This window comes from Actinocrispum sp. NPDC049592, from assembly GCF_040675465.1.
Classification (GTDB): Bacteria; Actinomycetota; Actinomycetes; order Mycobacteriales; family Pseudonocardiaceae; genus Kibdelosporangium.
The window spans coordinates 21,237-45,761 of sequence record NZ_JBFAPA010000002.1; the positions used below are offsets into that span (position 1 = coordinate 21,237).

The 24,525-nt window shown below is 68.2% G+C and carries 1 protein-coding gene; it reads left to right on the forward strand.

Features of this window, described 5'->3' with window-relative positions:
• Positions 1-288 precede the first annotated feature (288 nt).
• Positions 289-24,525 (forward strand): SDR family NAD(P)-dependent oxidoreductase, encoded by a 24,237-nt coding sequence (locus AB0J95_RS07055; protein WP_364753570.1) that lies wholly within the window; start codon positions 289-291, stop codon positions 24,523-24,525.

The window sequence follows — 24,525 nt, forward strand, 5'->3', positions numbered from 1 at the left end:
GAAGGGCGCTCACATACACGACAGTGGGCGCCCTTCGCCGTATGCGCGTGTCCCCCTTTCCTCCAGCGCGTGTCCCCCTTTCCTCCGTGGTGTGTCCTCCTTTCCTCCGTGTCGTTGTGCACGTCGAGTAAGTGAGAGGTCGCATTGAGTGGCGATCTGGCGTGGGTGGGTGGGGTGGCTGGATGGGTAGTTCGTGGTGCTCATCCAGGGTTCTAGTCAATTTGGGGGTGCTTTCGGCTGTTCAGTTTCGATCAGGGATGACCGCATGCAACACGGAGGCTGATAGCCATGGCGGAAGACCAGAAGCTGGTCGACTACCTCAAGTGGGTCACAGCCGACCTGCACCAGACGCGTCAGCGCCTGCTCCAGGTCGAGTCCGGCCAGCAGGAGCCGGTGGCGATCGTGGCCATGGCTTGCCGCTACCCGGGTGGGGTGACCACGCCCGAGCAGCTGTGGGACGCGGTGGCGTCCGGGAGCGACCTGATCTCCGGTCTGCCCGCCGACCGCGGCTGGCGCCAGGACACCGGCCGCACCGGCGGTTTCCTCGACAACGCGGGCGCGTTCGACGCCGCGTTCTTCGGCATCTCGCCGCGTGAGGCCCTGGCGATGGACCCGCAACAACGGCTGCTGCTGGAAACCGTCTGGGAGGCGGTGGAACGGGCCGGGATCGATCCGAAGTCGTTGTCCGGCAGCCCGACCGGTGTGTTCGTCGGTGCGACCATGGGCACCTACTTCAACCTCGCGGCCCAGTCCGAAGAGGACCTGCAGGGGCACATGCTGACCGGATCGGTGTCCAGCGTGATGTCCGGCCGCATCTCCTATACGCTCGGTCTTGTCGGCCCCGCCCTGACCGTCGACACCGCGTGCTCGTCCTCCCTGGTCGCCCTGCACCTTGCCACGCAAGCGCTGCGCGCGGGAGAGTGCACAATGGCGCTCGCCGGTGGTGTCGCCCTGATGGCGACGCCCGACCTGTTCGACGAGTTCGAGCGCCAGGGCGGTCTCGCGCACGACGGTCGCTGCAAGTCGTTCTCCGACAGCGCGGACGGCACCGGCTGGTCCGAGGGCGTCGGCGTTCTGGTGTTGGAGAAGCTTTCCGACGCGCGCGCCAACGGTCACCAAGTCCTGGCGGTCATCCGGGGCTCCGCGGTGAACCAGGACGGCGCCTCCAACGGCCTGACCGCCCCGAACGGCCCGTCCCAGCAACGAGTCATCAAAGCCGCGCTGGCCGGCGCCGGTCTGTCCACTTCGGACGTCGATGCGGTCGAGGCGCACGGCACCGGTACGGTCCTCGGCGACCCGATCGAGGCCCAGGGTCTCATCGCGACCTACGGCCAGGACCGCGAGAACCCGCTTTTGCTCGGGTCGATCAAATCCAACATCGGGCACACCCAGGCCGCCGCCGGTGTCGCGGGTGTCATCAAGATGGTCAGCGCGATGCAGCACGGCGTGCTGCCCAAGACTCTGCACGTGACCTCGCCGTCATCCAATGTGGACTGGGACGCGGGTTCTGTGCGGCTCGTCACCGAGAACACGCCGTGGCCGGAAGCCGGCCGGGTGCGTCGGGCGGCGATCTCGTCTTTCGGTATCAGCGGCACCAACGCGCACACGATCATCGAGCAGGCGTCCGAGGAGACCGCCGAGGAGATCCCGGTCGAGAAGCCGCAGGTCGTGCCGCTCGTTGTGTCCGGCCGGTCCGAGGCGGCGCTGCGGGCGCAGGCGACCCGGCTGCTGGACTCACTGGACGAGGAGGCCGACCTCGCGGACGTCGCCTTCTCGCTGGCGACAACGCGATCCGCGTTCGAGTACCGGGCTTCGGTGGTCGCCGGTGACTGGCCGACCGCGCTGGCCGGGTTGAGCTCGGTTGCCGAAGGGAATGACGCCGCATTGGCGCAGACCGGGCCGGGGCTGGCGTTCATGTTCTCCGGTCAGGGATCGCAGCGGCTCGGCATGGGCCGTGACCTGTATGCGCGCTTCCCAGTGTTCGCAACGGCTTTCGATGCGGTGCTGACCGGGCTCGACCCGGCGTTGCGGGATGTCGTGTGGGGCTCCGACGAAGAAGCCTTGAACCAGACCGGGTTCACGCAGCCCGCGCTGTTCGCCTTCGAGGTAGCCTCCTACCGGTTGCTGGAGTCGTGGGGTGTCAAGCCGGCTTTCGTTGCCGGGCACTCGATCGGTGAGGTCGCCGCGGCTCACGTCGCTGGAGTGCTGTCCCTGGCGGACGCCTGCACGTTGGTGTCGGCGCGGGCACGATTGATGCAGGCGCTGCCCACGGGTGGCGCGATGGTCGCGATCCGGGCGACCGAGGAAGAAGTTCTGCCTTTGCTGACCGCGAATGTCGGCATCGCGGCAGTGAACGGTCCACGGTCGGTGGTGGTCGCCGGGGATGAGGCTGAGGCGCTGGCCATCGGCGACCGGTTCGAGAAGTCCAAACGCCTGCGGGTGTCGCATGCGTTCCACTCGCCGCTGATGGACCCGATGCTGGACGAGTTCCGGGCCGGGGTGTCCGGGCTTTCGTTCAACCAGGGCGAGATCCCTTTCGTGTCCACCGTGACCGGTGGTCTGGCTGACGTGTCCTCGCCCGAGTACTGGGTGCGCAACGTCCGTGAGACCGTGCGGTTCGCCGATGCCGTTGCTGCCTTGACCGACGCGGGTGTTCGTGTGCTCGTTGAGGTAGGGCCGGATGGCGTGCTGTCCGCGTTGGCGCAGGAGCGGCTCAACGGTGACGAGGTACTGGTCCCGTTGGTGCGCAAGGACCGCTCCGAGGAGATCGCTGTCGTCACCGCGCTGGGCAAGCTGCACGCACATGGTGTGACCGTCGACTGGCCGAACTTCTTCACCGGGGCCAATCGCGTGGCCCTGCCGACGTACGCGTTCCAGAAGCAGTGGTACTGGCCGAAAACCTCGCTGCGTGCTGGGGATGTCACTGGACTGGGCCTTTCTCCGGCCCGGCATCCGCTGCTGGGTGCGGCCGTCGAGCTGGCCGACTCCGACGGGGTGCTGTTCACCAGCCGGATCTCGCTGGAAACCCATCCGTGGCTGGTGGATCACGCGTTCGGCGGCTCGGTGTTGTTCCCCGGCACCGGGTTCCTGGAGCTGGCCATCCGGGCCGGTGACGAGGTCGGCTGCGACCGGGTCGAGGAGCTGACCTTGGGCGCGCCGCTGCCGCTGGGACCGCAGCCGATCGAGCTGCAGCTGTGGATCGGGGCCCCCGAGGAGTCCGGGAACCGGTCGTTGAGCATCTACTCCCGCGTGGCCGACGCCGTCGACCAGGACTGGATCCGGCACGCCACCGGCGTTCTCGCCCCCGCACAGGCCGTGGATGAGTTCGACGTCTCGGTGTGGCCGCCGGACGGTGCCGAACCCTGTGACCTGGACGGTTTCTACGAAACGAGCAGCTATGGACCGGCGTTCCAGGGCCTGCGGGCGGCCTGGAAGCGCGGCCGGGAGATCTTCGCGGAGGTCGCGGCGCCGGACTCGGTCGACGACACCGAGGCGTTCGGTCTGCACCCAGCGCTGTTGGACGCAGCCCTGCACGCACTGTTCTTTGTGGACAAAGACCCGTCTGGGCTGAAACGGTTCCCGTTCGGGTGGAACGGGGTCACCCTGCATGCGGCCGGCGCTGGAGCGCTACGCGTGCACCTGACCGCACCGGACAACAAGAGCGCCGCGCTGCGGGTCGCTGACGCCACCGGTGTGCCGGTCGCGTCGATCGGGTCGCTGGTGCTCGTCGAACTCAGCGAGCAGATCGCCGCCCGGGAGCCGGTGTTCCGCCTGGAGTGGGTGCCTACGCAGGCTCCGGAGGGCGCGTCTGAGTTCGAGGTCGTTCGCGTTGGTGGCACTGAGGACGTTGTCGCTTCGGTGCACGCGGAGACCGCTCGCGTGCTTGGCATTGTTCAGGAATGGCTCGCGGGCGAGCAGCCGGGGCAGCTCGTCTTCGTGACCCAGGGCGCGGTCGACGGTTCAGACCTGGCCGCTGCGGCGGTGTGGGGACTGGTCCGGACCGCCCAGGCCGAGAACCCCGGCCGGTTCGTGCTCGTGGACACCGACATACCGGATGATGTCACTGCTGCGGTGGCCGTTGGTGAGTCGCAGGTTCTGGTGCGGGACGGTATTGTCCATGTTGGACGGTTGGCCTCGCTGGCCACCGGGCCAGGTCTGGTACCGCCCGCCGATGTGCCGTGGCGGCTGGGGTCGACGGGCCGCGGCACATTGGACAACCTCACCCTTGAGCCGTGCCCCGAGGTGCAGGAACCGTTGCAGCCAGGCCAGGTTCGCATTGGTGTGCGTGCCGCGGGCGTGAACTTCCGTGATGTGCTGAACGCTCTTGGGATGTACCCGGGCGAAGCGGGTCTCCTCGGTATCGAGCTGTCCGGTGTGATCTTGGAGGTGGGCGACGGGGTCGCCGGCCTGAGTCCGGGCGATCGGGTGCTGGCCATGGCTTCCGGGACGTTCGGCCCGGTCGTCGTGGCCGATCACCGTTTGGTGGGCAAGGTCCCGTCGGACTGGACGGACGACGTCGCCGCCTCGGTGCCGCTGGTGTTCCTGACCGCCTACTACGCGTTCCAGGACCTGGCTTCGCTGCGGGCCGGCGAGTCGGTGCTGATCCACGCCGGTGCCGGTGGTGTTGGTATGGCCGCGATCCAGCTGGCCCAGCACCTGGGCGCGGAGGTGTTCGCGACCGCCAGCGAGGGCAAGTGGGACACGCTGCGGGCGCTAGGTGTTGCCGAGGACCACATCGCTTGCTCACGCACGCTGGACTTCGAGGAGAAGTTCCGCGAGGTGACCGGCGGTCGCGGTGCGGACGTCGTGCTGAACTCGCTGTCCGGCGAGTTCATCGACGCCTCGCTGAGGTTGCTGGCTCCGGGCGGTCGGTTCCGGGAGATGGGCAAGACCGACATCCGCGCTGAGTCCGGTGTGGACTATCGCGCCTTCGACCTCCTGAACGCGGGACCGGACCGGATCCACGAGATGCTGGCCGAACTGCTGGCCCTGTTCGAGGACGGTTCGTTGCGGCCGTTGCCGGTGCAGACCTGGGATGTGCGCCGGGCGCGCGACGCCTTCCGCTTCATCAGCCAGGCCAAGCACATTGGCAAGGTTGTGCTGACCATGCCTGCCGAGTGGGATGGCACGGTCTTGATCACCGGTGGCACCGGCGGTCTGGCCACTCAGCTTGCCCGCCATCTGGTGGGAGAGCGCGGCGTTCGCAAGCTCGTGCTGACCAGCCGTCGAGGCATGGACGCTCCCGGAGCCCTCGAACTGCAGGCCGAGTTGATCGCGCATGGCGCCGAGGTCGACATCGTGGCGAGCGATGTATCCGATCGAGACTCGGTCTTCACGCTGATCGACGGCATACCTGATCTCAGCGTCGTGATTCACACGGCTGGCGTGCTGGACGACGGCATGATCGCGACGCTGACTCCTGAGCGGTTCACGCCGGTGCTGCGGGCCAAGGCCGACGCGGCCTGGTACCTGCATGAGGCCACCAAGGACCGGAGTTTGGCCGCGTTCGTGCTGTTTTCCTCAGTGTCAGGGGCGATGGGCGGCCCCGGCCAGGCCAACTACGCCGCCGCGAACGCTTTCCTGGACGCGCTGGCCGAAAGGCGAGCTGCTGAAGGTCTTCCGGCGACCTCACTGGTGTGGGGTCCCTGGCATGCGGGCAGCGGTATGACCGCCGGTCTGTCCGATGCGGACGTCGCCCGGATGAAGGCAGCGGGTGTGCCCGCGATCAGTGCCGAACAGGGCCTGTCCATGTTCGACACTTCGATGCTTTCCGATGAGCCAGTATGTGTGACGGTTCGCCTGGACCTGCCTGCATTGCGGTCTCAGGGCGAAGTCACTCCGTTGCTGCGCAACATCGTCGGCGCGACCAAGTCCCGGCGGCTGGCGAAGTCTTCGGCGGGCACGATCGCCCTGCAGGACCGGCTGCGCGATCTGTCACCGGCCGAGCGCATCGAGTTCCTGATCGGAGTGGTACGCGAGCGCGCCGCCGCCGTGCTCGGGCACAGCTCCCCGGACCTGCTCGACACCGCACGCGAGTTCCGCCAGCTCGGCTTCGACTCCCTCACCTCGGTCGAGCTGCGCAACCAGCTGAACAAGGCCACTGGACTGGCGTTGCCATCCACTTTGGTCTTCGACTATCCGACACCCCTCGCTGTCGCCGAGTACCTGCTGGCCGAACTCGTTGTGGGCGAGTCGGTTCGGGGAACCGCGGTCACGTTCGCGGGACCGGTGACCGACGACCCGATCGTGATCGTCGGCATGGCCTGCCGGTTCCCCGGCGGCGTAAGGACTCCGGCCGACCTGTGGCAGATGGTGTCCGAGGGCCGTGAGGGCCTGACGTCGTTCCCGGACAACCGTGGCTGGGACCTGGACCAGTTCACCGGCCAGCACAGCGGGTTCCTGACCGACGCGGGTGACTTCGACGCCGGCTTCTTCGGCATCTCGCCGCGTGAGGCGCTGTCCATGGACCCGCAGCAGCGGATCATGCTGGAGATCTCCTGGGAGGCGCTGGAGTCGGCCGGGATCGACCCGAACTCCCTGCGTGGCAGCCAGACCGGCGTCTTCTCGGGGATGAGCTACCACGACTATGGCTCGGGAGTCGAGTTCCCGCCCGAGTCACTGGGCTTCATCGGAACCGGCGCCGCGGGCAGCGTGCTCTCCGGCCGAGTCTCGTACATCCTGGGCATCGAAGGTCCCGCGCTGACCGTCGACACCGCGTGTTCTTCTTCTTTGGTCGCTCTGCACCTGGCTGCTCAGGCTCTCCGCGCCGGGGAATGCTCGCTGGCGCTGGCTGGTGGCGTCACCGTCATGGCCACTCCGGGCGCGTTCATCACTCCCGGTGTGACCGGCGGGATCGCGCCCGACGGTCGTTGCAAGTCGTTCGCGGATGGTGCGGACGGCACGTCCTGGTCCGAGGGTGCGGGCATTGTCGTTGTGGAGCGCCAGTCCGACGCGATCCGCAACGGTCACCAGATCCTGGCTGTGCTGCGCGGTTCGGCGATCAACCAGGACGGCGAGTCCAATGGCCTCACCGCTCCCAACGGTCCTTCCCAGCAGCGCGTGATTCGCGCGGCCTTGGCAGGCGCCGGACTGTCCGCTTCGGACGTTGACGCGGTCGAGGCGCACGGTACGGGCACCGCCTTGGGCGACCCGATCGAAGCGCAGGCGCTGCTCGCAACCTACGGTCAGGACCGCGAAACACCGTTGCTGCTGGGTTCGGTGAAATCCAACATCGGCCACACCCAGTCGGCCGCAGGTATCGCCGGTGTGATCAAGATGCTGTTCGCGCTGCGCGAAGGTGTGCTGCCCCAGACGCTGCACGTCGACTCGCCGACGTCTCATGTGGACTGGGAGTCCGGCTCGATCGAGCTGCTCACCGAGCAGACCGCCTGGCCGGAGACCGGGCATCCGCGCCGGGCCGGAATCTCCTCGTTCGGCATCAGCGGCACCAACGCTCACGTCATCCTCGAGCAGGGCCCCGACTTCGAACCGATCGCCGAGTCGGAGATCACTCCGGCGGCTGTTCCGCTGGTGTTGTCCGGCCGGACGCCGAACGCGTTGCGGGCTCAGGCCGAGCGCCTGTTGTCCGCTGTGGACGATGGCCTCACGGACCTCGCCTACTCCCTGGTCACATCCAGGGCAGCCTTCGAGCACCGAGCGGCCATCACGGCTACGGACCGCGAGTCCGCCGTCGCCGGCCTGACCGCGTTGGCCGAGGGCAATGCGAGTGTTACCCGAGGTGTGGCGACCGGATCTGTTATGAGAACGGCGTTTTTGTTCACCGGTCAGGGATCGCAGCGGCTTGGGATGGGCCGGGAGCTGTACGCGCGCTTCCCGGTGTTCGCCACCGCTTTCGACGAGATCTTGGCTGGTCTGGACCCTGCGCTGCGCGATGTGATGTGGGGCGGGGACGCGGAGGCGTTGAGCCAGACCGAGTTCACGCAGCCGGCGCTGTTCGCGTTCGAGGTGGCGCTGTTCCGGTTGCTGGAGTCGTGGGGCGTTCGGGCCGACCATGTGATCGGGCACTCGATCGGCGAGATCGCGGCGGCGCACGTCGCCGGGGTGTTCTCGCTTGAGGACGCGTGCTCGCTGGTCACCGCCCGCGCCCGGTTGATGCAGGCCCTGCCCGCCGGCGGCGCGATGGTCTCGTTGCGTGCCAGCGAGGAAGAGGTCCTGCCGCTGCTCACCGCCCGCGTCGGCATCGCGGCGGTGAACGGCCCCGAGTCCGTGGTGATCGCTGGTGACGAGGATGAGGTCCTGGCGATCGCCGCGCAATTCGAGAAGTCCAGGCGGCTGACCGTCTCGCACGCGTTCCACTCGCCGCTGATGGACCCGATGCTGGCCGAGTTCCGCGCGGTGGTCGACGGCATCACGTTGAACGAGCCCACGATCGCGATGGTCTCGCCGGTCACCGACCCCGAGTTCTGGGTTCGGCACGTCCGGGAGGCCGTCCGGTTCGCCGACCACATCGCGTCCGTCCGTGACTCCGGCGTCACGCGGTTCGTCGAGATCGGACCGGACGGCGTGCTGGTCGCGATGGCCCGCGAGTCACTGCCCGACGAGGCTGTACTGATCCCGGTGCAGCGCAAGGACCGCGGTGAGGAGACGGCGATCGCGGGCGCGATCGGCGCGCTGTCAGTCAACGGCTCCACTGTGGACTGGGAAGCGTACTTCGCGGGCACCGCCCCCAGACGTGTTGATCTGCCGACTTATGCCTTCCAACACGAGTACTACTGGCCCAAGACCGCCTCGCGGAACGGCGACCCGACCGGACTGGGCCTGCTTCCCGCGGACCACCCGATGCTCGGCGCGGCTGTGCAACTGGCCGACTCCGATGGCGTGTTGCTCACCGGATCCGTGTCGGTGCGAACCCAGCCCTGGCTCGCCGACCACCGAGTTGGCGACACGATCACGTTCCCGGAGACCGCGTTCGTCGAGCTGGCCCTGCGGGCCGCCGACCAGGTCGGCAGCGATCGCCTGGACGAGCTGACGGTCCTGACGCCGCTGGTGGTCAAGGGTGCGATCGCGTTGCAGGTCAAGGTCGCGAACGGCCTGGTCGACGTGTACGCGCGTCCGGTCGACTCGCCGGACGAGCCGTGGACCCACCATGCGACCGGCAAGCTCGGTTCCGGGCGGTTGGTCTCGACCTTTGACGCCGTCCAGTGGCCGCCGGCCGGGGCGATCGTGTCCGATGTGGATGGCTTCTACGACGCCCTGGACTACGGTCCCGCGTTCCAAGGACTGCGGGCGTTGTGGCGCCGCGGCACCGAGGTCTACGCCGAGGTTGTTCTGCCGGACCAGGTTTCCGACGGCGAGGCCTACGGTATTCACCCAGCGTTGTTGCATGCCGCTCTGCAAGCCGAGGTCGATGGCTCGCCACACTCGTGGAAGGGCGTTGGGCTGTCCGCGATCGGGGCGTCCGTGCTCCGGGTTCGCCTGGTGCGCAAAGACGAGACCACGGTCGCGATTGAAATGGCCGACGGTGAGGGCGCTCCGGTGGCGAGCATCGAAGCGGTCTCCTACCACCAGCGCGAGCTGACCCAGGACGGTGGTCGTGCCGTTCGGAACTCGCTGTACCGCCTGGACTGGGTGACGGTCGAGGACGCCGAGCCGCTGGATGTTGTGTTCGCGCAGGACCCGTTGGCGCTGGAGGAGATTCCCGATGTGGTGGCAGTGGAGTACGGCCAGCAGGGGGTGGATGTTCCGGCTGCGGTGCTCGCGGAGACCAACCGGGCGCTGGAACTGATCCAGGCCTGGGCATCGGACGAGCGTTTTGCCTTCTCCCGCCTGGTGTTCGTGACCAACGGTGCCGTCGACGGCAGCGACCTGGCGGCGGCCGCCGTGTGGGGATTGGTCCGGACCGCACAGGTCGAGAATCCCAATCGGTTCGTGCTGGTCGACACCGACGATCGCGACCAGGTCGGCCCCGCGGTTTCCACTGGTGAGCCGCAGCTCTACGTGTGTGACGGTGTTATCAAAGCCGGTCGTCTCGCGGGTCTGACCACCAGTCGGTCGCTGCTCCCGCTCGACGGGCCGTGGCGCCTCACCGAGTCGCTTGACGTCGAGCCGTCGTCCGCGACGGACCTCAGTGGGAGTGAGGTCAGGATCGCCGTGCGGGCGGCCGTGACCACCAGAGATGTCCTCGATGACTACGAGGCCGCCGGTGTCGTGGTCGAGACCGGTCCTGGAGTTGCTGGACTGCGGGCCGGTGATCGGGTGTTCGGCCTGGTCAGCGGCGGTGTTGGTCCGTTCGCGATCGCCGACGAGCAGTACCTGGCGGTCATGCCGGAAGGGACGAGCTGGCAGGACGCGGTGTCGATGGACGCCCAGGCCTGGGACATCCGCAAGGCCCGCGACGCGTTCGACGCCACCAATGGCAAGGTCCTGCTGACCCTGCCAGGGGACTGGGACCGCGATCGTGCGGTGCTGATCACCGGTGGTACCGGCGGAATCGGCGCCTACCTGGCTCGGCACCTTGCCTCCCAGGGTGTGCGCAAACTGGTCTTGACCAGTCGGCGCGGCCTGGCGGCACCCGGAGCGCTTGAGCTGCAGGAAGAGCTGACCGCGCTCGGTGCCGAGGTGAGCATCGAGGCGTGTGACGTGGCCGCTCCCATCGCGGTCGGCGAACTGGTCGCCAAACATCCGTTGACCGCGGTGATTCACGCGGCGGCGGTCGTGGATGACGGTGTTATCCCACAGTTGACGTCCGAGCGGATGGCGAAGGTCATCCTGCCCAAGGCGGCCGGTGCGTGGAACCTGCACCAGGCCACCAAGGACCACGACCTGGCCGCGTTCATCCTGTTCTCGTCGGTGGCCGGCGCCACCGGAAGCCCCGGTCAGGGCAACTACTCGGCGGCCAACGCCTTCCTCGATGGCCTCGCGACACACCGCGCCTCGCTCGGTCTGCCAGCGGCTTCCCTGGTGTGGGGCCCGTGGACGACCGAGATCGGCATGGCGAGCCGCCTGACCGAGGTTGACATCCAGCGGTTCCGCAACTCCGGCCTGCCGCCGATCGACGTCGACGAAGGCCTCGCATTGTTCGACGCGGCCGTGCGGTCGGTCGACCCGGTGGTCGTACCACTGCGTCTGAACCTGCAGGCTCTGCGCACTCAGCGAGACGTTCCCGCTGTGCTGCGCGGCTTTGTCGGTGGCAAGCGCCGGGCCGCGGGCAAGGCTTCGTTCACGTCAACGACTCTGGTCGCTCGCCTCGCCGGACTGCCCGAGAACGACCGGTTCCGGCTGATCGAGGACCTCGTCCGCGAGCAGGCTGCTGCCGTCCTCGGTCACGCCACACCGGCCACTGTGGACACCAGCCGTGAGTTCCGGGCACTTGGTTTCGACTCGCTGACCGCGGTCGAGCTGCGTAACCTCCTCAATGGAGCGACCGGTCTGCGGTTGCCCGCAACGCTTGTCTTCGACTACCCGACGCCGTCGATCCTGGCCTCGTACCTGCTGGCCGAGTTGATGGGCGACGGGTCAGGCGTGACGACCCGGGCGATCGGGCAGGTCGTGGACGACGACCCGATCGTCATCGTCAGCATGGGCTGCCGGTTCCCTGGTGGTGTCGAGTCGCCGGACGACCTGTGGCGGATGCTGATGGACGGCACCGACGCGATCGGGCCGTTCCCGACCGACCGCGGCTGGGACCTGGACGGCGGTTACGACCCCGAAGGCACCAAGTTCGGTGCCTCCTCGACCGCGATGGGCGGGTTCCTGGACAAAGCCGCCGAGTTCGACGCCGGCTTCTTCGGCATCTCCCCGCGTGAGGCGCTGGCGATGGACCCGCAGCAGCGTCTCGTTCTCGAAACCGCGTGGGAGACCTTCGAACGGGCCGGGATCGACCCGACCTCGTTGCGTGGCACGGATACCGGCGTTTTCGTTGGTGCGGCGAGCTATCGCTACACGCCGCCGATCGAGGTTCTCGGCCACGGCATCACCGGCACGGCCACAAGCGTGATCTCCGGCCGCGTTGCCTACACGCTGGGCCTCGAAGGTCCGGCGATCACTGTGGACACCGCGTGTTCGTCGTCGTTGGTGGCTCTGCATTGGGCGGTTCAGGCGCTGCGCAACGGTGAATGCTCTCTCGCCGTCGCCGGTGGCGTCTGTGTCCTTGCCACGCCAGGCATCTTCGCCGACTTCACCCAGCAGGGCGGGCTCGCCAACGACGGCCGCTGCCGGGCCTTCGCCGACGCCGCTTCGGGCACCGGCTGGTCCGAGGGTGTCGGTCTGGTTCTGGTGGAACGGCTTTCCGACGCTCGCCGCAACGGGCACGACGTCCTCGCGGTGGTCAAGGGCTCCGCGATTAACCAGGACGGCGCTTCCAACGGTCTGACTGCTCCGAATGGCCCATCGCAACAACGCGTCATCCGGGCCGCGCTGGGCCGCGCCGGTCTGTCCCCTTCGGACATCGACGCCGTCGAGGCGCACGGCACTGGCACCACTTTGGGTGACCCGATCGAGGCGCAGGCCCTGCTGGCCACCTACGGCCAGGACCGGGAGAACCCGCTGTTCCTGGGGTCGATCAAGTCGAACATCGGTCACACCCAGGCAGCGGCCGGTATCGCCGGTGTGATCAAGATGGTCGAGGCGCTCCGGCACGGTGTGCTGCCCAAGACCCTGCACGTCGACGCGCCGACGTCCCATGTGGACTGGACCGAGGGTGACATCGAGCTGCTGACCGAGACCACCGAGTGGCCCGAGATCAACCGAGCCCGCCGAGTGGCCGTGTCGTCGTTCGGGATCAGCGGCACCAACTCGCACATGATCCTGGAGCAAGCCCCCGAGACACCCGAAGAGGCCGAGCCCGAGAAGGGTGCCGGTCCGGTCGCATGGGTGATCTCGGGCAAGTCCGTCAAGGCCCTGAGGGCTCAGGCCGAAGGTCTGGCCACTGTGGACGCTGACCCGGTCGACGTCGGGTTCTCGCTGGCGTCCACGCGGTCGGCGTTCGAGCGTCGAGCGGTTGTGATCGGCAGTGCCAAGGATGAACTGCGTGCCGGCGTTGAGGCACTGAGCAAGGATGAGCCGCACGCCAACCTCGTCGAGGGCGTGGCGAATGTCGTCGGCCGGACGGTGTTCGTTTTCCCTGGTCAAGGTGCTCAGTGGGTGGGCATGGGTGCCCAGTTGCTGGACGAGTCGCCGGTCTTCGCCGAGCGGATCAACGAGTGCGCGGCTGCTCTGGACGCCTATGTGGACTGGTCGCTGCTGGATGTTCTGCGAGCGGGCCGGGAGCTGGACCGGGTCGATGTGGTCCAACCGGCTTCTTGGGCCGTGATGGTTGCCCTGGCTGAAGTCTGGCAGGCATACGGCGTGCAGCCCGATGCGGTGGTCGGCCACTCGCAGGGCGAGATCGCGGCAGCGGTCGTCTCCGGCGCACTGTCTCTCCAGGACGGTGCTCGGGTGGTCGCCCGACGGAGCCAAGCGATTGCGCGGACGCTCGCCGGCCGCGGCGCGATGATGTCCGTCGCCTTGTCGGTGGACGCCATCGAACCCCGGCTGCCTGAGGGCCTGTCTATCGCCGCGATCAACGGGCCGAATTCGGTGGTCGTCGCGGGTGAGCCAGAGGCCGTGGACGCGCTGTTCGCCGAGCTGACGGCCGAGGAGGTCCGGGTTCGCAAGATCGCCGTGGACTATGCCTCACACTCGGCGCACGTCGAGTTGATCGAAGCGGAACTCCTGGCAGACCTGATGATCCAGTCGCAGGCCTCCACCGTTCCGTTCTTCTCCACGGTGACCGGTGACTGGGCCGACGGCAGCGGCTTCGATGCCGCGTACTGGTACCGCAACCTGCGCCAGCGGGTGGAGTTCGAGCCCGCGATCCGGTCGCTGTACGCCGCGGGCTTCCGGTTCTTCGTCGAGGTCAGCCCGCACCCGGTGCTCGTGGCGAGCATCCAGGAGACCGCGACCGAGGCGGCGGTCGCCGGAACACTTCGCCGCGACAACGGTGACCTGACAAGGGTCCTGACCTCGGCGGCCGAGCTGTACGTGCGCGGTCTGCCGGTGCGCTGGGAGTTCCCTGGCGGACGCCGAGTCGCCCTGCCCACATATGCCTTCCAGCGCAACCGGTACTGGCCGGACGCTGTTCCGAACGAGGTCCGCTGGCAGCAGACCATTGAGCCGCAGGACCTCGGCGAGGAGGGCGGCGAGCTGCGGGACGGCTTGCTGGCCATGCCGACGGACGAACGTCTGGACCACCTCGTCGAACTCGTGCAGGCGCAGGTCGCCACGGTGCTCCAGTTCGAGTCGGCCGAGGACGTGGAGGCCGCGAAGGCGTTCAAGGAGATCGGTTTCGACTCGCTGACCGCGGTGCAGCTGGCCAACCGGCTCAAGGCCAAGACCGGTCTGAACCTCCCGGTCACGCTCGTGTTCGACTACCCGACGCCGGTGGTGCTCGCCGAGTTCCTGCTCGCCGAGTTGCTCGGCGACCAACGGGATGTCGTGATCAAGCGGCGGGGCGTGTCCACCGACCCGATCGCGGTCGTCGGCATGAGCTGCCGGTTCCCCGGGGGCGTCGAGTCGCCGGAGGACTTCTGGCAGCTGGTCGTCAACGGCGTCGACGCGGTCGGTCCCATCCCGACGGACCGCGGCTGGGATCTCGATCCCACGAAGGGATATCAGGCCGGGTTCGTCTACGACGCCGCCGAGTTCGACGCCGCATTCTTCGGCATCCCGCCGAAAGAGGCGGTCGGCATGGACCCGCAGCAGCGGATGGTACTGGAGGCGTCCTGGGAGGCCATCGAAAACTCCGGGATCACGCCGGGAAGCCTGCGCGGCACCCAGACCGGTGTCTTCGTCGGCTCATCGTCCAGCGGTTACACACCTTCGGCGGACGCGTCCAGCAATGCCATGACCGGTCACCTGACCAGCGTCATCTCCGGCCGGATCGCCTACACCCTCGGTCTGGAAGGCCCGGCGGTCACCCTCGACACGGCCTGCTCGTCCGCGCTGACCGCGATCCACATGGCCGCGCGGTCCCTCCAAAGTGGAGACTGCGACCTGGCACTGGCCGGTGGTGTGACGGTGATGGTCACGCCGGCCTCGATGTCCCAGTTCGACGCGGTCGGCGGTTGGTCCGGCGATGGCCGGTGCCACGCTTTCGCTGACACCGCAGCGGGTATGGGCACCGGTGAGGGCGTCGGCCTGGTCATGTTGGAGCGCCTGTCCGACGCTCGCCGCAACGGTCACCCTGTACTGGCGCTGATGGTCGGTTCGGCCACGAACCAGGACGGCGCGTCGAACGGCCTGACTGCTCCGAATGGCCCATCGCAGCAACGCGTGATCCGCCACGCCCTGGCCAATGCCGGACTGGCGCCCGCGGACGTTGACGCTGTCGAGGCGCACGGCACCGGCACCACCCTGGGTGATCCGATCGAGGCTCAAGCTCTGCTGGCCACCTACGGCCAGGACCGGGAGAAGCCGCTGTGGCTGGGGTCGGTCAAGTCGAACATCGGTCACCTCCAGTCCGCAGCGGGTGCGGCGAGCGTGATCAAGATGGTGCTGGCGTTGCGGAACGGTGTTTTGCCCAAGACGTTGCACGTGGACAAGCCGACCACCGCAGTGGACTGGACCGCAGGCGCAGTCGAACTGTTGCTGGAGAACCAGCCGTGGCCGGAGAACGGCCGTCCGCGCCGCGCGGGTGTGTCGTCCTTCGGTGTGAGCGGCACCAACGTGCACACCATCTTCGAGCAGTACGAAGAAGCCGACGAGCCACGCGAAGACGTGACTCTGCCGACCGTGCCGTGGGTCGTGTCCGCCAAGACCGAGGCGGCACTGCGGGCTCAGGCCGAGCGGTTGTCCGCTGTGGACGGAGACCCGGCCGACATCGGGTTCTCGCTGGCCACTTCACGGACGTCGTTCGACCACCGCGCTGTGGTGGTCGGCGACCTGCCCACCGGGATCCGGGCGCTGGCCGACGGCGAACCGTCCGGTGGCGTGATCGAAGGCCTCGCGGACGTCACGGGTAAGCGGGTGTTCGTGTTCCCAGGCCAGGGGGCGCAGTGGGTCGGCATGGGCGCGCAGTTGCTGGACGAGTCACCGGTGTTCGCAGAGCGGATCGCCGAGTGTGCGGCGGCCCTGGCTTCGTACACCGACTGGTCGCTGCTGGATGTTCTGCGTGAGGGCCGGGATCTGGACCGGGTGGATGTCGTTCAACCCGCTTCGTGGGCCGTGATGGTCGCCCTGGCCGAAGTTTGGCGATCCTATGGCGTTCGCCCGGATGCAGTCGTGGGTCATTCGCAGGGTGAGATCGCTGCCGCTGTCGTGGCCGGAGCACTGTCGCTTGAGGACGGTGCCAAAGTGGTTGCATTGCGAAGCCAGGCGATCGCCCAGACGCTGGCCGGTCGAGGCGGGATGATGTCCGTGGCCCTGCCGCTCGCCGAGATCGAGCCCCGGCTGCCGGAAGGCGTGTCGGTGGCGGCGGTGAACGGGCCGACGTCCATTGTGGTCGCCGGTGACCCGGATGCCCTGGACACTTTGTTCAACGAGCTGACCTCCGAGGAGGTGCGGGTCCGCAAGATCGCGGTGGACTACGCCTCGCACTCGGCCCATGTCGAACTGCTGCAGGACGAACTGCTGACCACCCTGGCAGAGATCCAGCCTCGCACGGCGTCTGTGCCGTTCTTCTCGACCGTCACGGGCGAGTGGGCCGATGGCCAGGAGTTCGACGCCGGCTACTGGTACCGGAACCTGCGTCAGCGCGTGGCGTTCGAGCCCGCGATCCGGGCGCTGCTCGACCAGCGGCACCGGATGTTCGTGGAGGTCAGCCCGCATCCCGTAGTCACCATGGGGATCCAGTCGATCATCGACGACGCCGAGGTCAAGGCGGTCGCGGTCGGTTCGCTCCGCCGTGACAACGGCGATCTGGAGCGGTTCGTCACCTCGCTGGCCGAGCTGTTCGTCCGCGGTGGCAAAGTGGACTGGGCCGCGGTGTTCGCCGGGTCAGGTGCCCGTCAGGTGCCGCTGCCCTCGTATGCCTTCCAGCGCAAGCGTTACTGGTCACACAACGAGTCGCATGGCTCGGATCCGGCCGCCCTGGGCCTGACCGCGGCCGACCACCCGTTGCTGGGTGCGGCGGCCGAGCTGGCCGAGTCCGGCGGAGTGCTGTTCACCAGCCGGATCTCGTTGACCACGCACCCGTGGCTCGCCGACCACAACGTCGGCGGCGCGATCCTGTTCCCGGGCAGTGGGTTCCTGGAGCTGGCCGTTCGCGCGGCCGACCAGGTCGAATGCGATGTGGTCGAGGAACTGACCATGGGCGTCCCGCTGATCATGCCCGGCAACGACCCGGTCGCGGTGCAGGTCTGGGTTGGTCCGGACGACAACGGCCGCCGCGAGCTGGGTATCTTCTCGCGCACCCCGGATGCCGGCGAGTGGGTCCGGCACGCCAGCGGCTCGCTGGCGACCGGTGCCACCGAACCCGGCTTCCGGCCGGACACCTGGCCGCCAACGGGCGCTCAGGAGCAGGACATCGAGGACATCTACGACAAGATGGCCGACGGTGGCGCCGCTTACGGCCCGACGTTCCAAGGCCTGCGCCGGGTGTGGACGCGGGATGGCGAGGTCTTCTCCGAGATCGCTCTGCCCGACCACGTCGAGGATGCTGCGGCCTATGGCATCCACCCCGCTCTGCTCGACGCGGTCATGCATGCGTTGTCCTTTGTGGATATGGGCGGCGATGGCGGACGGCTGCTGTTCTCGATGGGTGGCGTCTCGCTGTTCGCCAGCGGCGCCAACGAGATCCGCGTCCGCATGGCCAAGAGCGGCCCGGACTCGGTGACCGTGGACGCCGTCGACACAGCCATGACACCGGTCTACTCGGCACAGTCGGTTGTCACGCGGGCAGTGTCCGCAGACATGCTCGCCACCAACGAGTTCGACTCGATGTACCGCCTTGACTGGGTACCTGGCCCTCAGGGCGACCTCGATCTGTCGCAAGTGGACACCATCGGTCTCGATGTCGATGAGGTCGTCGATGCGCCCGCGATCGCGACGGTACGAGTGGTCGCGCCGGAAGGCGTTGATGTGCCTGAGGCGGTGCAGGAGCTGACCTCGAAGGTGCTGCGGCTGCTGCAGATGTGGATCAGTGACGAGCGGCTTGCCGACTCCCGCCTGGTGTTCGTCACACAGGGCGCGGTCGACGGAAACGATGTCGCCGCGTCGGCCGTGTGGGGTCTGGTCCGGTCGGCCCAGGCCGAGCAGCCGGGCCGGTTCGCCCTGGTCGACGTCGACGACGAGAACCTGCCGCCGATCTCCACCGCGGAGCCGCAGTCCATTGTCCGCGGTGGCGAGGTCCGCGTGGCTCGCCTGGTTCCGATGGTCCGGACCGAGACCACGCCGGCCGAGTGGAATCCCGACGGCACGGTGCTGATCACCGGCGGCACCGGTGGCCTGGCCGCACAGCTGGCCCGGCACATCGTGTCCACACGGGACATTCGCAAGCTCGTGCTGGTCAGCCGTCGTGGCCTGGAGGCTCCCGGCGCTCTGGAGCTGCAGGCAGAGCTCATCGCGCACGGCGCCGATGTCGACGTGGTGGCCTGCGATCTGTCCAACCGAGACGCTGTTACAGAACTCGTGCAGGGCACCGAGAACCTCACTGCTGTGATCCACGCGGCGGCCGCACTCGACGACGGCATCATCGATCTGCTGACGCCCGAACGCATGGCGACGGTCCTTGGCCCGAAGGCCATCGGTGCCTGGTACCTGCACGAACTCACGCAGGATCTCGACCTGGCCGCGTTCGTCATGTACTCCTCGGTGTCCGGCGTGATCGGCGGCCCGGGCCTCGGCAACTACGCCGCGGCGAACGCGTTCCAGGACGCGCTGGCGCAGCTTCGGATGGCTCGCGGGCTGCCTGGTCAGGCGATCGTATGGGGTCCGTGGGTCGCGGACAGCGGCATGACCGCGGCGAACGACCAGGTGGTGCAACGATCTGGCGCGTCGGGCCTGAAGCTGATCCCAGCCGAGCGCGGTCTGGCGATGTTCGACCTGGCCGGGACGACTGACCAGCCCGTGGTCATCGCGGCCCTGCTCGACCTGGCCACATTGCGGAACGTAGGCGTTCCGCCGCTGCTCAGCGCAGTGGTCCCGACCACTGGGCGGTCCCGCCGGGCCAAGGCTCCGGTGGCGTCCGGCCTGCTCACCAAGCTGAAGGCGACCGCCGAGGACGGGCGCGCGAGGCTTGTCGTGGACGTGATCCGGGCGCAGGTCTGTGCGGTTCTCGGTCACGACTCGGACGAGGTGGATGTCCAGAAGGAGTTCAAGGAGCTGGGCTTCGACTCGCTGACCGCGGTCGAACTGCGCAACCGGCTCAGCACGGCCACTGGTCTCCGGCTCCCGGCGACGATGATCTTCGACTACCCAACGCCGGTGGTGCTGGCCGGCTACCTGGTCGGCGAGCTGATGGACCTGCCGGACGAGGCGCCGGCGGTCGCCGGGCCGGGCGCGGCGCACGACCCCAACGACCCGATCGTCATCGTCGGCATGGCGTGCCGGTTCCCCGGCGGTGTCACCTCGCCGCAGGACCTGTGGCGGCTGGTGTCCGATGGCGTGGACGCGATCACGCCGCTGCCGGCCGACCGCGGCTGGGACATCCCGCCGGGATCGCTGTCCCTGGGCGGGTTCCTGGACAACGCGGCCGACTTCGACCCGGGCTTCTTCGGTATCTCACCGCGTGAGGCCCTGGCGATGGACCCGCAGCAACGGCTGTTGCTGGAGACCGCGTGGGAAACCTTTGAGCAGGCGGGCATCGACCCGACCACATTGCGCGGCAGCAAGACCGGTGTGTTCGTCGGCGCTTCTGGCCTCGGTTACACCGCACCGGCCGAGTTGGGCAGTCATCTGGTGACCGGCAACTCGATGAGCGTGGTGTCGGGTCGCATTGCTTATGTGCTGGGTCTGGAAGGCCCGGCGATCACGGTGGACACTGCGTGCTCGTCGTCCTTGGTTGCGCTGCAATGGGCCGCTCAGGCCGTCCGGTCGGGCGAGGCCACGCTGGCGCTCGCCGGTGGTGTCTGCATGATGGCCACTCCGGTCGCGTTCGGTGATCTTGGACTGGCCGACGGGTCTTCTCAGGATGGTCGCTGCCGTTCCTTCTCGGACTCCGCCGCTGGTGCTGGCTGGTCCGAGGGTGTCGGTCTGGTGATGGTCGAACGACTTTCGGATGCCCGCCGCAATGGGCACGAAGTCCTTGCGGTGGTCCGGGGTTCGGCGATCAATCAGGACGGCGCCTCCAATGGCCTCACCGCGCCGAATGGTCCATCGCAGCAGCGTGTGATCCGCGCGGCGCTTGCGACGGCCGGTCTGTCCACAAAGGATGTTGACGTAGTTGAGGCGCATGGAACTGGCACCACGCTGGGTGACCCGATCGAGGCGCAGGCGCTGCTCGCGACCTACGGTCAGGATCGGGAGACGCCGCTGCTGCTGGGGTCGGTCAAGTCCAACATCGGCCACGCCCAGGCCGCTGCCGGTATCGCCGGTGTGATCAAGATGGTGCTGGCCCTCCGCAACGGGGTCGTCCCGAAGACCCTGCACATCGACGCTCCTTCGTCGCATGTGGACTGGGAGAGCGGCTCGATCTCGCTGCTCACCGAGGAGACCGCCTGGCCGGAGACCGGACGTCCGCGCCGGGCGGCCGTGTCCTCGTTCGGTGTCAGCGGCACCAACGCACACGTGATCATCGAGCAGGCACCCGCTGTGCCGGTCGACGACACTCCGCGTGAATCCGCGCTCGTGCCGTGGATCGTGTCCGGCAAGACCGAGGATGCCTTGCGGGCTCAGGCTCAGCGCCTGCTGGAGCACGTGAACGGTTTGAACCCGGTCGATGTCGGGTTCTCGCTGGCCGGTAGGACGGCATTCGAGCACCGGGCGGTCGTTCTCGGCGACGGGCTGAGTGCCTTGGCCGCGGGCGAACCATCGTCGGCGGTTCAGGGTGTCGCCGATGTCGACGGCAAGACTGTGTTCGTGTTCCCTGGTCAGGGTGCCCAGTGGGTGGGCATGGGTGCCCAGTTGCTGGACTCGCCGGTGTTCGCCGAGCGGCTGGCCGAGTGTGCTGCGGCGCTGAACCCGTTCGTGGACTGGTCTTTGCTGGATGTCCTGCGGAAAAGCCAGGACCTCGACCGAGTCGACGTGGTCCAGCCCGCTTCCTGGGCCGTGATGATCGCGCTGGCCTCGATGTGGCAGTCGTACGGCGTCAAGCCTGACGCGGTCGTCGGCCACTCGCAGGGTGAGATCGCGGCGGCCGTGGTCTCCGGGGCATTGTCGCTTCAGGACGGTGCCCGGGTGGTCGCGCTGCGCAGCCAGGCGATCGCGCGGACTCTCGCCGGACAGGGCGGGATGATGTCGGTCGCGCTCCCGCTGGCTGACGTCGAGTCCCGTGTGGACAACCGCCTTTCGGTTGCCGCGGTGAACGGGCCACGATCGGTCGTGGTCGCCGGTGATCTGGAAGCCTTGGACGCCTTGCACGCCGAACTGACCGCTGAGGACGTCCGTGCTCGCAAGGTCGCCGTGGACTATGCGTCACACTCTGTACACGTAGAGTGGCTGCGCGGGGATTTGTTGGCTGAGCTGGGTCCGATCCAGCCGCAGCAGGCGACGGTTCCGTTCTTCTCCACCGTGACCGGGCAGTGGGAGGACGGTACCGGCTTCGATGCCGAGTACTGGTACCGCAACCTGCGCCAGCGCGTGGAGTTCGAACCCTCGATCCGGGCCCTGATCGCCGAACGGCACCGCGTGTTCGTCGAGGTCAGCTCGCATCCGGTGCTGACCATGGCGGTTCAGGAGATCATCGACGAGGCCGACGCCATCGCCGTCACGACCGGAACCCTCCGTCGCGACAACGGTGACCTGGGCCGGTTCCTGACCTCCGCGGCGGAGCTGTTCGTGCGCGGAGTGCCGGTGAAGTGGGCATTCCCGGGTGGACGCCGGGTCGAGCTGCCCACGTACGCCTTCCAGCACAAGCGTTACTGGCCGGAGCGCACCGCAGTCGCCGGGGACATCGCGTCGGTTGGCCTGGAGTCGACCAGGCACCCGCTCGTGGGTGCGGCGGTTGCCCTGCCCGCATCGGACGAGTTCCTGATGACCGGCCGGATCTCGCTGCGCACCCACCCCTGGCTGGCCGACCACGCCGTGCAGGGCACTGTGATCCTGCCTGGCACCGGCTATCTGGAGCTGGCCCTGCGCGCCGGCGACGAGGCTGGTCTGGACCGGGTCGAGGAGCTGACCCTGGAGACGCCGCTGATCCTCACCGAGGATGTCGCGGTCCAGCTCCAGGTCCTGGTCGGTGCGCCGGACCCGACCGGCGGACGGCCGGTGAGCATCCACTCGCAACGACCCGGCGAGCCGTGGACACGGCATGCCAGCGGCACCCTCGTCGCCTCGGAACCGTCCACTGTGTCCGCTCCGAGCGAGTGGCCACCGGCGGGCGCGGCCGAGATGGCCGTGGAACAGTTCTACGCGGGTATGGGCGCAGGCGGGTTGTACTACGGGCCGGTGTTCCGTGGCCTGACCGCGGTCTGGAAGCTGGAGAACGAGGTCTTCGCGGAGATCAGGTTGCCTGAGGGCGCGGATGCGAGCGGGTTCGGCATCCACCCGGCGCTGATGGACGCGGCCCTGCACCCGGCCGGCGCGGTGTTCGAGGGCGAAGGCTCGGGCGGGGTGCTGCCGTTCACCTGGAACGGCGTCAGCCTGCGCACCACCGGCGCCTCGGTCCTGCGAGTGCGTCTCGGCGCAGCCGGTCAAAACGCTGTTTCGATGACGGCGACGGACGAAGTGGGCTCGCCGGTGATCACCGTCGAGTCGCTCGTGTCCCGACCGGTTTCGTCCCAGCAACTCGGCGACCCGACTCACAACGCCCTGTTCACTGTGGACTGGACGACGGTGACCACCACTCCGGCAACGGACTTGGTGATCTCGCGGGCTCCCGACAGCGGCACGCTGACCGAGGTCCTCGCGCAGGTCCTGGGCACGATCCAGGAGTGGCTGCAGGGCACCGAGAACTCGCGCCTGGCGATCGTGACCCAAGGCGCGGTGGCGATCGGCGACGAGGGCGTCAAAAACCTGAACCAGGCAGCGGTCTGGGGCCTGGTCCGAAGCGCCCAGTCCGAGCACCCCGACCGGTTCGTCCTGATCGATGTGGACGACCCGGACGCGGAGATCGTGGCTGCGGACGAACCGCAGCTGGCCATCAGGGAAGGCAAGGCCTACGCGCCGAGGCTCGCCCGGGCCAAGGCGCCGGAGGACACCGAGCCGGTGTTCGCCCCGGAAGGGACGGTCCTGGTCACCGGTGGGTCCGGAACGCTCGGCGGTCTGGTCGCCCGGCACCTGATCACGGAACACGGCGTGGGCAAGGTCTTGCTGGCCAGCCGCAGCGGACGGATCAGCCCGTTCGCGGAAGGACTGGACCAGGTCACCGCGGTCGCCTGCGATGTGGCCGACCGGGATGCCTTGGCCGCCTTGCTGGACGGCGTGCAGCTGACCGGAGTCGTCCACACGGCCGGTGAACTGGACGACGGCCTGATCGAAACCCTGACGCCCGGGCAGATCGAGAAGGTTCTGCGGCCGAAGGTCATCGGCGCGCAGAACCTGCACGACCTGGCCGAAGGTATGGACCTCAGCGCGTTCGTGCTGTTCTCCTCCGCGGCGACGACATTCGGCGCACCGGGGCAGGGCAACTACGCCGCCGCCAACGCCTGGCTCGACGCTCTGGCGCACCAGCGCCGGCAGCGAGGGCTCGCAGCGACCTCGATGGCTTGGGGTCTGTGGGCGGAACGCAGTGGCCTGACTGGAAACCTGACCGACAGCGACCTGGCTCGCATGGCTCGCGGTGGTACGACGGCGATGCGGAGCGGGGAAGCATTGGCGTTGTTCGATGCGGCGCTGCGGTCCGGCCCGGTCATGGTGACGGCCAAGATGAACGGCGAACTCCTGCATGAGGCCGCCGAATCCGGTGGCCTGCCACCGCTGATGCGTGGTCTGGTCCGCGCGGCGGCCCGTCGTCCGGCCACGGCCAACGAATCCGCGGCCCTGGCGGCCATGCCTGAAGACGAGCGCAGGCAGCGCCTGCTATCGCTCGTTCGTGGGCACGCGGCCAGCGTGCTCGGCTACGAGTCCGCGGATCTCGTGCAACCCACGAGGGCGTTCAAGGACCTGGGCTTCGATTCCCTTGTCGCCGTTGAGTTCCGTAACCGCCTGTCGGCCGCCACGGCCCTGCGTCTGCGGGCCACGCTGGTGTTCGACCACCCGACGCCACAGGCCCTCGCCGATCACCTGGTCGGCCAGTTCACTGGGCAATCTGCCAGCCGGTCTGCCGAAGAATCAACCGGTGAGAGCCGGACTAGCGCGGATGCGCTTGTCGCTGAGTTGGAACGGATGGCGGACATGCTCGACGCGATGGCTGACACGGACCGGGAACGCGTCGCCGGTCACCTGCAGGCGCTGATGGCGAAGGTGGCCGTGCCGGCCGCGACCGAGCACCTGATGCCCACAGCCACCGACGACGAGCTGTTCGCGTTCATCGACACCCAGCTCGGCAGCTGA